This is a genomic window from Collinsella intestinalis DSM 13280 (genome assembly GCF_000156175.1).
GTDB classification, from domain to species: Bacteria; Actinomycetota; Coriobacteriia; order Coriobacteriales; family Coriobacteriaceae; genus Collinsella; species Collinsella intestinalis.
This window is the reverse complement of sequence record NZ_GG692711.1, coordinates 326,652-338,910: the sequence shown is the minus strand read 5'-3', so window position 1 is coordinate 338,910 and position 12,259 is coordinate 326,652. Positions and strand designations below refer to the sequence as shown.

Genomic DNA, 12,259 nt, shown 5'->3' with positions numbered 1-12,259 from the left:
AGGGTTGCTCGTCCGCGCGGACGCGGTGGTGTTCGTCCCCGCCACGGCTGCGGCCTTCCGTCGTCGCGGGTTCGACCACATGGAGCTCATCGCGCGGCATCTGGGCGGGCGCTCGGATATTCCCTTGCTGGATGCCCTGGTCAAGCACGGTTCATCCGACCAGCGCGAACTCGGGCGCGCCGACCGCCTGGCCGAGGCCCTCGGCGCCTACGAGGTCGTACTTCCCGTGAGGGGCAAGCGCATTTTGCTGATCGACGATGTCATCACCACGGGAGCGACCATGTCCGCGGCGGCATCGGCACTCAGGGCCGCGGGTGCCTCGCGCGTCGACGGTCTCGCGTTCGCCCGCGTATGGGGTTGAGGCGATGGGCCGCGGGGGAATCGCCATCCCGTTTCCCACAGGATGGCTGTCGCCGTGCGATGGGGCGGGCGATTGTGCCCGCACCCGTGCGCAATCTGCACGTTACCTGCGGTATAATGCCCCGAAGTTCCTCCCAGGCTGTGGTTGCGGGTGCGCGCGGACTATCGGTTCGTCGCGCTCCTCAGTCCAAGACAGACGCGGTCGAAGGGATCCACGTAAGCCGTCGCGTGCGCGCGAGGGCGATCATGGCGCGTCCTAGAAGTAAGTCGCACCGCCCGTCGCTACTTTTTTGAGGCAATACGTGCCTCGCGGGCGAGCGGGTTAGTCGTGATACCGCCGCGGCGGTACGAGCAAACGCCCCGGTGCGCAAGTGTGGGGTCAAAAACCAGGTCAGCTGGGGGGATCGTGACAGCTGCCGCCCGCGCGCCCGTGCGCGGGCGTTCGGGGTGCCGGCCGCAGGGGCCGCATGGAGAGTGGGGGAGTGCCGAGATGATCGGTCGCAAGTTCGTTGCAGGTCGCAAAGGTATGGCCGGCCTGGTTGCGTTCGCATGTGCGATGGCGATGAGCCTGTCGGGTTGTTCGCTGACCACGCCCACGCGCGCCGAGGTCGAGCCCGAGCCCGTCAAGGCGACTCTTGGAGCAGACGACCTTATCGAGGACGGTGTCCTCACCGTTGCCATGGACATGACCGACGCCCCCCAGGCCATGACGGACCACGAGGGCAAGCCGAGCGGTTACTACGCCGATATCGCCCGCCTGCTCGCCGAGCGCATGGGCCTCGACCTGCGCGTCGTTTCCTCCGCCGACGTCACGGGCTCGCTTTCCAAGGGCAAGGCCGACCTCTATATCGGCGCCCGTACCGGCGAGGACGGTGTCGTCGAGAGCGGCGTCCTGGTGCAAAACGCCTCCTCCATCTTTGCCAAGTCGGCCGATGGTTCGCGTGAGGTCCCCACGGTTTCGGCAACCACCCTGCAGGGTGCCGTCGTCGCCGTCCAGTCCGATTCCGCCGCGCAAGATGCCATGGACTCCGCGGGCATCGACACCACCCTCAAGACCAAGTCGAACGTGAACGAGTGCTTCGAGGCGCTTGCCGCCGGCGAGGTCGACTACGTCGCCTGCGACTCCACCGCCGGCGCCTACCTGGCCCGCGCCTATCCCGGCACCGTGTTTGTGGGTACCATCGCCCCGATGGTCTCTTACGACGCCATCGCCGCTTCCGGTACGGATCTTGCCGATCAGGCGATGGGGATTCTCGAAGATGCCCTGTCCGACGGCACGCTCGAGGCTATTTTTCGCCTGTGGTACGGCGACCTGCCCTTCAGCCTCGACGATCTCGCGCTTGATGGCGTGACGTTCGAGCAGGAGGCCCCCGAAAACGAGGAAACCCCCGCTTCTGGGGGCGAATCGGGCGAGCTCGCGCAGTCCGACAGCCTGAACTCCCTGGGCTAGGCCCGACTTTCTCCGCTACCCGTTCGCGCCCATGCAGCGCATGGGAATTCGGCGGTCGGTTCGGACGCTCCAGCGAACGGGAGCACAATTTCCCCACGTGTGTCTTCATCCAACTTGGGTACAACAGCTGTACGAGTACTATCCCCGGATAGATTGGAGCCACGTATGGAAATCAAGGTCTCCGGTCGCAAGACCACGGTCACCGATGCTCTGCGTGCGCATGTCGATGAGAAGATCGGCGAAGCCCTCAAAGTGTTCGACATCGAGCCCATGACCGCCGATGTCGTCCTGCGCTATGAGAAGAACCCCTCCAACCCCAACCCCGCCATCGTCGAGGTCACGGTCCGTGCCCGCGGTTCGGTGATCCGCGTGGCCGAGCACGGTGCGGACATGTATGCCGCGATCGACCTCGCCGCCGAAAAGGTGACGCGCCAGCTCCGCAAGTTCAAGACGCGCGTGGTCGACAACCGTCAGCAGGGTCTGTCCGCCGCCGAGGTCGCCCCTGTCGAGCCCGTCGCCGATCTGGCCGATCTGCTGCTCCCCGAGGATGAGGACGACCAGCTCGTGCGTGTCAAGGAGGTTGAGCTCACCCCCATGACCGATGAGGAAGCGCTCGTTCAGACCGATCTGATCGGCCATGACTTCTACGTGTTCGAGAACAGCGTCACCGGCCTGGTCAATGTGGTGTATCACCGTAAGAATGGTGGATACGGCATCATCAAGCCCAAAATCGAGGTCGAGGGCGAGTAAAATAGCGTCCATTGCATGATCTGGATGGCGGCCATCCCATGTGGGTGGCCGCCTTGCTGTATTGAGGAGCGTCCATGGGCAACACCACCGCCTCGTACGAGGTCCCGCGCATGTGCCGCATCGTTATCGACACCTGTGCCGATCTCACCCCCGAGATCGCGGCCACACTCGAAGTGGACATCTTGGGATTTCCCTACATCCTCGATGGCGTCGAGTACACCGACGATATCTGGAGCACCATCACCCCTTCGGAGTTCTACGACAAGCTGCGTGAGGGCTCCAAGGCCTCGACCTCGGCGATCTCGATCGGTCAGTACCTCGAGTTCTTCACCAAATGCGCCGAAGAGGGCACGCCCACGGTGTATCTGTGCTTCACGAGCGCGCTCTCCTCAAGCTACAACTCCGCCTGCCATGCGGCCGAGCAAGTGCGCGCCGATCATCCCGATTTCGAGCTCTACGTGGTGGACAACGCACTGCCCTGCGCGTGCGGCGAGCTGCTCGCCATGGAGGCCGTGCGTCAGCGCGCGGCCGGTCTGAGCGCGCGCCAGCTGGCCGAATGGGCCAATGAGGCAAAGACCTACATCCACGGTTACTTCACCCTGGACAGCCTCGATGCGCTCTCCGCCGGCGGACGCATCCCGCCCGCAGCGGCGTCCCTCTCCTCCAAGCTCGATATCAAGCCCGAGCTGTCCTTCGACCTGGCCGGGGCCCTTTCGCTCATCGGCGTGAACCGCGGCCGCAAGAAGGCGCTCAAGTCGCTTATCAAGTCATTCACCGAGAACTACGAGTTCGACCCGACTCTGCCGCTCGCCATCGTCTCCTCCGACGCCGAGAAGGATGCCGATTGGCTCGAGGCTGCCGTTCGTAAGGAGCCCGGCTGTGCGGACCTCACCATCCTGCGCGGTTCGGTGGGTCCTACGATCGGCTCGCATGTCGGACCGGGTATGGTCGCCCTTATCTTCTGGGGTAAGAACCGCTCGGAGAAGATCTCCCTGACCGACCGCATCGCCAGCCGCGTCCGCGGGGAATAGCGAGCACCGGGGTCGGTCCGCCTGGCTCCGGCGGTGGCATCCGCCATCGTCGCCCATTCGTCGAACAAACGTCAAAAGGAGCGTTGCATATGGCAAGCAAGAACCTCAAGATCGCCTTCATCGGCACCGGCATCATGGGCGCACCCATTGCCGGCCACATCATGGACGCGGGCTACGAGCTCACCGTCTACAACCGCACCAAGGAAAAGGCCGCCGACCTCATCGAGCGCGGCGCCGCCTGGGCCGATTCCGTCGCCGAGGCCGCCAAGGACGCCGACGTGGTCTTTAGCATGGTCGGCTTCCCCACGGATGTGGAGGAGGTCTACCTGGCGGGCGAGGGCCTGCTGGCCTCTGCCAAGGATGGTGCCTACCTCATCGACCTCACCACCAGCGCGCCCGAGCTCGCCCGCGATATCGCCGGCGCCGCCGAGGTGTGCGGCAAGCACGCCTTCGACTGCCCCGTGACGGGCGGCGAGTCCGGTGCCATCGCCGGCACCCTCACGGCCATCATCGGCGCTACCGAGCGCGATATCGAGCCCGTCCGCGAGGTGCTCGAGACCTTCACCTCCAAGATCTGCTGCTTCGGCGGTGCCGGCAAGGGCCAGGCCGCGAAGCTCTCCAACCAGGTCGCCCTGGCGAGCGCCATGGTAGGCATGGCCGACGCCCTCTCCTTTGCTCAGCAAAACGATCTCGACGTCGAGCAGGTGCGCGAGATGATCTGCTCCGGTACGGGCAACTCCGGCGCCATGCAGCAGCTCGCCCCTAAGGCGATCGACGGCGACTACAAGCCCGGCTTCCTGGTCGAGCACTTCCTCAAGGACCTGGGCTTGGCGCTCACGGTCGCCGAGGAGAAGGAGATCGCCCTGCCCGGCGCCGATACCGCGTTCACCCTGTATGACATGCTCGACGCCATCGGCGGCGGCCGCATGGGCACCCAGGCCATCAGCCTGCTGTACCAGGAGGAGGCCGAAGCCGTCGCCGCGGGTCTGGATTGGTCGCTTTACGCGGCCCAGCACGAGCACGACGATGAGTGCGATTGCGGCTGCGGTCACGACCATGGCCACGGCCACGGCGAGGACCACGAGTGCTGCTGCGGCGGCCACGGCCACGGCGAAGACCACGAGTGCTGCGGTGGCCACGGTCACGGCGAGGGCCACGAGTGTCATTGCGGTCACCATCACGAGGGGTAAGCGGGCATGCCGGCTAACTGGGTCTACATCATCACCTATGTCATGGTGTTCGGCTTTGCCGTCTACATCGGTTTTCTGATCGGTCAGGAACTGGGCCGTCGCTACCTCGTCACCGCGCGCGCCTACTGGGCCGCCAATATCGGAGGCCTCGTCGCGGTCGTGCTGGCAGTTGCGCTCACTCCCGCCATGATGATCCAAATCATCTTGATGGGCGTCTTGGCCGGGTACATCGCCGGCCTCAAGATGGGCTTCGGCGAATCTTCGGGCCCCTGGAAGTGGCTCGATAACTTCATGGACGTCAACAAGCGCCATCGAAAGGTCGCCGAGAAGGGTACCGGCGAGGCGTATCGTCGCCGTCGCAAGACCGGAGAGGCCGGCCCCGACTTGATTTCAATCGACGACAAGGGCTCTGCGGGTTCGCCCTCAAGGCAGTCCCGCGACGCCTAAAAACAACACCCCGAGCGCCCGCGGACTTTCCGCGGGCGCACTCGGATGGGTCCCGCGGGCGGCGGTTGCGCCCAGAGCTCGCTTCAGGCCTTTCGACCGTGCACATTTGCCCTGGACCGATGGGCCCGTCCATACGATAATTCGGATGTTCGCCGCAAGAGAAAGATAAGAGGTACGCACCCATGGCAGAAGAGAACCTTGTCGAGCTTTCCCCCGAGGAGGCCGCCCGCCTCGCGAGCGTCGAGAACAGTGCCGACGCCCTGTCCGCCCTCATCGAGGACCTGTCCAGCTCGAGCCGTCGCACCCGCCAGCTCGCCGGACGCGTGGTGAACCTGCTCGCCGAGCGCGAGCCCGATCTGCTCGCCCCCTTTATCGAGCAGCTGGTGGACGCCCTGTATCGCCCGGAGGCCCAGACCCGCTGGGAGGTGCTCGACGCATTGACGCTGCTCGTTCCCGAGCATGCCAAGGAGTGCGGCGCCGCGTACGAGGGCGCCGAGGCCGCCCTGTTCGATGAGATTTCGGCCCCGCTGCGCTTGTCCGCCTTCCGTTTCCTCGTAGTGTGGGGCGCCACGGAGCGCCGCCGCTCCGAGAAGGTGTGGCCCATCATCGACGAGGCCATCCAGTGCTATCACGGTGATCTTGAGTACCGCGATATGCTGGCACTGCTCTTCTCCTTCGCGCATGGTCAGATCTCGGGTTCCGTTGCCGCCGAGCTAGCCGGCCGACTCCAGTTCGACGCCGAGAACGGCAAGGGCAGCTACCTGCGCGTCCGCTCGCGTGAGATTTACGACGCGCTGGTCAAGCGCTTCAAGCTCGACAACCCGCAGAAGAAGGTACGCGCCAAGAAGAGCGATGCCGAGGACGAAGACGAGGAGTAACTCATGGCCCACGACGTTGTACTGATCCCCGGTGACGGCATCGGCCCCGAGATCACGAGCGCGATGCGCCGTGTGGTCGAGGCAACCGGTGTCCAGATCAACTGGAATGTCCAGAACGCCGGTGCCGGCGTGATGGATGAGTACGGCACGCCGCTGCCCGAGCATGTGCTCGAGGCTGTGCGTTCCACCAAGGTTGCCATCAAGGGCCCCATCACCACGCCGGTGGGCACGGGCTTCCGCAGCGTCAATGTCGCCCTGCGTAAGGAGTTCGACCTGTATGCCTGCGTGCGCCCCTGCCTTTCCCAGCCCGGCGACGGCTCGCGCTACCGCGACGTCGACCTGGTGATCGTGCGCGAGAACACCGAGGACCTCTACGCGGGCATCGAGTTCGACGAGGGTGCGCCCGAGGTCGTGAAGCTCGCCGAGCTCGTCGAGGCATCTGGTCAGAAGCCCTTCGCCTCCGATTCGGCTATTTCCATCAAGCCGATCTCCATCGAGCGTTCGCGCCGTATCGTCGAGTACGCGTTCGAGTACGCCCGTCGCTGCGGTCGCAAGAAGGTCACGTGCGTGCACAAAGCCAATATCATGAAGGCGACCGACGGTCTGTATCTGCGTGTGGCGCGCGAGGTGGCTGAGCGCTATCCCGATATCGAGTTCAACGATAAGATCGTGGACGCCACGTGCATGGGCCTGGTTCAGGAGCCCCGTGATTTCGATGTGCTCGTATGCCTGAACCTGTATGGCGACATCGTGAGCGACCTGTGCGCCGGTTTGGTGGGCGGTCTTGGCATGGCGCCCGGTGCCAATATCGGCACGGACGCGGCGATCTTCGAGCCCACGCATGGCAGTGCGCCCGATATCGCGGGTAAGGACATCGCCAATCCCACGGCCGAGATTCTCTCCGCTGCGATGATGCTCGACCACTTGGGCGAGGCCGATGCCGCCGAGCGCATCCGCGCGGCTGTTCGCGCCACGCTCGCCGAGGGGACGTGCGTCACCGGGGATGTGCAGCGCGCACTTACCGGTAGCGCCGAGGGTGCTGCGGGGACGCAGGATTACGCCGACGCGGTCATCGCGCACCTTTCGTAGCCGGATGTGTAATTGGGGACGGGTGCATTTTACACATGAGGTGTGACCCTTCCCTTTTGCGCCGATCCGCGGTATCGATGCGCGCGGCGTCGCACTGGGGCATCACATTGTGCAATTAAGCAAACCTTAACGGGGATGCGCTCGTTTTGAGGCGTATCCCCGTTTATTTTTGGGTATCGTATCGGCTTGATACGACAATCCGCCAGGTAAGGTGAAGGGAGCGGACCGCATGGGTCTGATCATGAAGAAGGACGATTCCGAGGATAACGAGTACATCGACGGGATCGAGGTCGTCGGCCGCGGCGAGGGCCCGAACAGCGATGATGAGGTCGAGCACGTGGAAATTCACGAGGGCCTGACCGCCGAGGACATTTCCGGCAAGACGGCGGCCGCCGAGGCCGAGCGTGAGCTCGAGGCCGATCCCGAGCTGTTGGATGCCGACGCCGAGGAGGGCGGCGCCGCCGACGCCGGCGAGGCCGATGGCGAGCCCGAGCCCGAGGGCGTGGAGGACTCCGAGCCCGCGGCAGACGCCTCTGCGGATTCCTCTACCGCCGCCCCTGCCGTCACATCGCGCGCGGCGCGCCCGAAGAAGACGCGCATGCAGCGAGCAATGATGGGCAAGCATAAGTACTTCATCGCCGGCGCGCTCGTCGCCGTGATCGTTGCCGGTGTTTCCGGTTACTTCCTTGGTTCCGGCGGCTTTGGCTCCAAGGGCGTGAGCGCTCCCGTTTTTGCGGAGAGCGAGCTCGACGCGACGGTCGCAACCTGGAAGTTCAAGGGGGCCTCGCACAAGATCAGTGCCCGTGAGGCCATCGAGAGCCAGTACAGCCTCGACAGCGTGAAGGACGAGGGCGGCAACTACCCCGCTCCTTCCGCTGACGCGGTTCTTTCCTATGTGCGCAACCGCATCCTGTTGGAGGAGGCGTCCAAGCAAGGCATCGAGCTGAGTGATGAAGATCTTTCTTCCTCTGCCGAGGCCTCCCTGGGCACCTCCGACTTCTCCGCTATCGCCGATCAGTACGGCGTGAGTGAGGATCAGGCAAAGCAGATCGTGCGTGAGCAGGGCACCATCCAAAAGCTGTATCAGAGCGTGATGGACGACGCGCCCGCCATGCCCGAGGCCCCCGCCGAGCCCGAGAGCGGCGACGAGAACGAGGCCAAGGCCGAGTACGCCGCCTATATCATCGATCTGGCTGGTAAGGAGTGGGATGCCGAGGCTGGTACCTGGGCTAAGCTCGACGGCGCTTACGCCACCGCGCTCGCCGGCGAGGAGATCACTCCCGAGTCTGCGACCTATGCCCAGGCCCAGAAGGCCTATGCCGTCGCGTACCAGCAGTACATGCTCGAGTCGCAGGGCGCGAACGCCAAGTGGACGTCCTATGTCAACGAGCTCTTCGGCGAGGCTGATGTCGAGCTCTTTGGCCTGTATGCCTAAGATGCTCGGCTGCTTGCGCTAGCCGCGCGCGCCGGCTGAATGTGCTGCGGCATCTCGAGGTTTGGTCGCGATGTGCCGCTCTGTGACAGGCAGGCAATTTACGACCGTAACCGCCCGCCGCGCCCGCCGTTTTGGTTGCGATGTGCCACGCTGCGACAGCCTGGCACATCGCGACCATTTTTTGTGCCGAATCTACGCGCTGGACCTGCGCGTTGTGACGCCCAGCTCGTCATCGGAGCCGCTCACGGGTTGCGCCTGCCGCAAACGGGTGACTTGCTATGCTGAAGAAGTGCCTGTGGGGGAGGGGCTCGACCCGCCTCCGGCTTATGCAAGGAGAAAGGACGGTCGTCATGGACGAGACGTTTGAGAAAGTTGCCGCATGGTGCAAGCCGACCATGGAGCATCCGATCGCCATCGTGCTGGGCAGCGGTCTGGGTTCGCTGGGTGAGCGCGTTCGCGTGGTGCGACACATCCCGTACAGCGACATCGATGGGTTCCCCACGGAGGCGATCCCGGTGGAGGGCCATAGCTTCACGGTTCTCGTGGGTGAGCTCGATGGCGTGCCCGTGGTGGTGTATCCCGGTCGCGTGCACATGTACCAGGGTTACGATGCCCTGCAGGTGACCTCGCTCGTGCGGCATGCTCACAAGCTGGGTTGCCGCAGCATCGTGTTGAGCTGTGCGACCGGCGCGGTGGGCGCCATCGCTCCTGGTACCGTCGGCATCATCACCGATCAGATCAACCTCACCGGACGCAACCCGCTCGCATCGCCCGCGGGCGTTGCCGCAGCCGGCCTGGACAGTCCGTTTGTCTCGATGGCGGGGGCCTACTCCCCGTATCTCTCCGGCCTGGCGCGCGAGGCTGCGTCCGAGCTTGGCATGGAGCTCGCAGAGGGTGTGTACGCCGGCCTCCTCGGTCCCAGCTACGAGACGCCCGCCGAGATCCGCATGCTCGGCACGCTCGGTGCCGATTACGTGGGCATGTCGACCGTGTGCGAGGCCATCATGGCCCGCGCCATGGGGATGGAGGTGCTCGGAATCGCGCTCGTCACCAACAAGGCCGGCTGTCCGGGCGAAAGCCACGCCAAGGTGCTGGGCGCCGCCGACGCGGCCGCCGAGGCGATGCAGGCCCTTGCCCTCGCCACGATCCGCCGTATCGGTGCATAAGCGCGTGGAGAAGAGTTTTTCTAACCGTGCGTTAGGCACTTGCGCGGGAGCGCATTTCCACGTACTATAGACAATCGTCGGAACGGCTCAGTCCGCTCCGCCATGGAGTCGCCAGCGTAGCTCAGTTGGCAGAGCACCGCTCTCGTAAAGCGGGGGTCACCGGTTCGAGCCCGGTCGCTGGCTCCATCGAATTTTAAAGGCCAGGCACCGTGTGTGTCTGGCTTTTTTCTTTATACGTCGCATTTTTTGACAGCGTGTAAGTGCTGGGGGAATCTTTTCACCCGCACGTGAGCGCCTTTGGCTCGTTGGGGGTTTCCCCACTGTCTACATGTCTTTTGCGTTCGATGGAAGGCTTTCGACGATTTAAAGCCGTGTCCGGGGGTCCTTTTCCGCAAAGTGTACGTTTTGGGGAACGTTTTGATCGAATTACGGCATTGTGCGCGGCAATCCGGCAGCAAAACCCCAGGTCGCGCAAAGCGAGCAAAGGGCGTTCGACGTGATTTGAGTCAAAACCTTCCCCAAAACGTACACCTTGAGTTTTTCGGGTGCCCGCCTGACAATTTCAGCAAGATGAGAGCACACTGCGGTCAGGAGCGAAACATGGAATTCACCCAGGTCGATTACATCGTCACGTCCACACGCGTGTTTACGAGCGCCCCTGTGGAGTGCGCCGCCCGGCCCCTGGCGTTCGCCGTGGCGGGGGAGCGGGTCGTGGCGACGGGCTCCCTGCAGGATGTGATCGCCTCTTGTCCCGCATCGACTCCCGTGCTCGATTACGGCGATGCCCTCATCTGCCCCGGCTTTCACGACGCTCATCTGCATTTCTTCCATACTGCCCTCGGGGGGTCGCCCTACCTGCTCATGCACATGGGGGAGAGCGAGGCCGAGCTCGTCGAGCGGACGGTCGAATTCGCGAAGGGGCTTCCCGAGCATGCCTGGGTGGTCACCCAGGGTTGGCGTGATTACCGCTGGGACCCGCCCGTGCCGCCCACCAAGCATTCGCTCGACGAGGCATTCCCCGACCGTCCCTGCGTGATGTACTCGGGCGACGGTCATACGCTCTGGATGAACACGTGCGCCCTTAACGCCCTCGGCGTCACGCGTGATTCCGTGCCCCCGCAGGGCGGCAGTTACGACAAGGATGAGAACGGTGAGCTCACGGGCATCATCCGCGAGGCCGCGGCGATGGAGCTCTTACCGCGCTGCCTCGAGTGGCTCACTGAGGAAGACATCGCCTCCGCCTACGAAGCCCAGATGGCGCGCATGGCGGAGCAGGGCATCACCTCGATCTGCGACATGGCCCTCATGCCGCATCCCGGCTGCGATTTCATCCGCGACGACGTGTATGAGAAGCTCTCGCGCGAGGGCAAGCTCACCCTGCGCGTGCACATGTGCCCCACGCTGCTCGACGATCAGTCGCGCCTCGAGGATTTGCAGGACCGTTATGCGGGCGATGAGTTCCCCCTGCTGCGCGCTCCGGGCTTCAAGCAGTTCTTCGACGGCGTGAGCAGCCAGCACACCGCGTGGCTGACCGAGCCTTATACGAATGCACGCTTTGACGGCGACTGCGGTCGCCCCACGGTACCGGCCGATCGCATGCGCGAGCTGGTCCTCGCCGCTGCCGAGCGCGGTCACTCCGTGCGCATCCACACCATCGGCGACCGCGCCATCCACGAGGCCATCGACATCTTCGGCGAGGCGATGGCCTGGTACGGGGCGCCCATGCAGGGGCGCAACACGCTCGAGCACCTCGAGAACCTGCTGCCCGAGGACATCGATCGTTTGGCCGAACTCGGCATTTTGGCGAGTTCCCAGCCCGGCCACATCACGCTCGATCCGGGCGGCCCCGAGCGCGATCTGGGCGAGGAGCGCAGCCGGGTTATGTGGCCCTTTGCGACTTATGAGGACCGCGGCGTTGAACAGGCCTTTGGCACTGATTCTCCGATCACGGCCGTGACCAGCATGGACGTGCTGTACTGCGCCGTGACGCGCCAGGACCCGTTCACGCATGAGCCCGCGGGTGGATGGCTGCCGGGTGAGCGCATCAGCGCCGCCGAGGCCCTGCGCATCTACACCGCCGGCAGCGCCGCAGCGGCGGGCCGCGAGGATGAGCTGGGGCAGATTGCGCCCGGATACCTGGCGGACTTCGTGGTGCTGGACCGCGACATTACCGCATGTGATCCGAGCGAGATCCAGGGCGCTCGGGTCGTGGCCACGTATGTGGCGGGCGAGCGAGTGTACGAACGGTAGGAGCAGGCTCCCTGTTCTGGGCATACTTCGCGCTTTCGGCAACGATAGTCGAAAGTGTTTTCGTTCAGTCCTCTGTCGACCGCCTACCGCTGGTAATTCAACGCTCAGGAAATCTAAGTGCCGCTTTATAAGATTTTTTGAAGTGACGTTGTATAAGTCCGTACGGCTGGGTACTATTCAACGCGTACACAAACCGCATGGACCGCCGGCATG

At 64.3% G+C, this 12,259-nt stretch carries 11 protein-coding genes and 1 tRNA gene; all 12 read left to right on the top strand.

The genetic code is table 11. From position 1 onward, the window contains the following. Positions 1-361: ComF family protein (locus COLINT_RS08030; RefSeq protein WP_006723983.1), on the top strand; the 361-nt coding region annotated here is incomplete at its 5' end. Positions 362-850: 489 nt separating this feature from the next. Continuing rightward, the gene (locus COLINT_RS08025; RefSeq protein ID WP_006723982.1) at positions 851-1,810 is read left to right on the top strand and encodes a transporter substrate-binding domain-containing protein; all 960 of its coding nucleotides are present in this window, start codon (positions 851-853) and stop codon (positions 1,808-1,810) included. 165 nt (positions 1,811-1,975) lie between these two features. Further along, positions 1,976-2,560, top strand: coding sequence for a ribosome hibernation-promoting factor, HPF/YfiA family (hpf, locus tag COLINT_RS08020; protein ID WP_006723981.1), 585 nt, complete (start codon positions 1,976-1,978; stop codon positions 2,558-2,560). Positions 2,561-2,634: 74 nt separating this feature from the next. Beyond that, a complete protein-coding gene (locus COLINT_RS08015; RefSeq protein WP_006723980.1) occupies positions 2,635-3,591 on the top strand; it encodes a DegV family protein in 957 nt (318 codons plus the stop codon). Between the two features lie 89 nt (positions 3,592-3,680). After that, positions 3,681-4,781: an NAD(P)-dependent oxidoreductase gene (locus COLINT_RS08010; protein WP_006723979.1), complete on the top strand. Its 1,101-nt coding sequence runs from the start codon at positions 3,681-3,683 to the stop codon at positions 4,779-4,781. 6 nt (positions 4,782-4,787) lie between these two features. Further along, a complete protein-coding gene (locus COLINT_RS08005; RefSeq protein ID WP_006723978.1) occupies positions 4,788-5,228 on the top strand; it encodes a hypothetical protein in 441 nt (146 codons plus the stop codon). 182 nt (positions 5,229-5,410) lie between these two features. Continuing rightward, the gene (locus COLINT_RS08000; protein WP_006723977.1) at positions 5,411-6,106 is read left to right on the top strand and encodes a hypothetical protein; all 696 of its coding nucleotides are present in this window, start codon (positions 5,411-5,413) and stop codon (positions 6,104-6,106) included. Positions 6,107-6,109: 3 nt separating this feature from the next. Further along, a complete protein-coding gene (locus tag COLINT_RS07995) occupies positions 6,110-7,195 on the top strand; it encodes an isocitrate/isopropylmalate dehydrogenase family protein (RefSeq protein ID WP_006723976.1) in 1,086 nt (361 codons plus the stop codon). A gap of 229 nt (positions 7,196-7,424) precedes the next feature. Then, positions 7,425-8,630, top strand: a complete 1,206-nt coding sequence (locus tag COLINT_RS07990; RefSeq protein ID WP_006723975.1) for a SurA N-terminal domain-containing protein — start codon at positions 7,425-7,427, stop codon at positions 8,628-8,630. Positions 8,631-8,980: 350 nt separating this feature from the next. Further along, positions 8,981-9,796 carry a purine-nucleoside phosphorylase gene (locus COLINT_RS07985; RefSeq protein WP_156780387.1) on the top strand — a complete coding sequence of 272 codons (816 nt, stop codon included), beginning with the start codon at positions 8,981-8,983 and terminating at the stop codon, positions 9,794-9,796. A 110-nt stretch (positions 9,797-9,906) separates the two neighbouring features. Further along, positions 9,907-9,982: transfer RNA gene (locus COLINT_RS07980), tRNA-Thr, on the top strand. Positions 9,983-10,396: 414 nt separating this feature from the next. Then, positions 10,397-12,046: an amidohydrolase gene (locus COLINT_RS07975; RefSeq protein WP_006723972.1), complete on the top strand. Its 1,650-nt coding sequence runs from the start codon at positions 10,397-10,399 to the stop codon at positions 12,044-12,046. Positions 12,047-12,259: the final 213 nt, after the last annotated feature.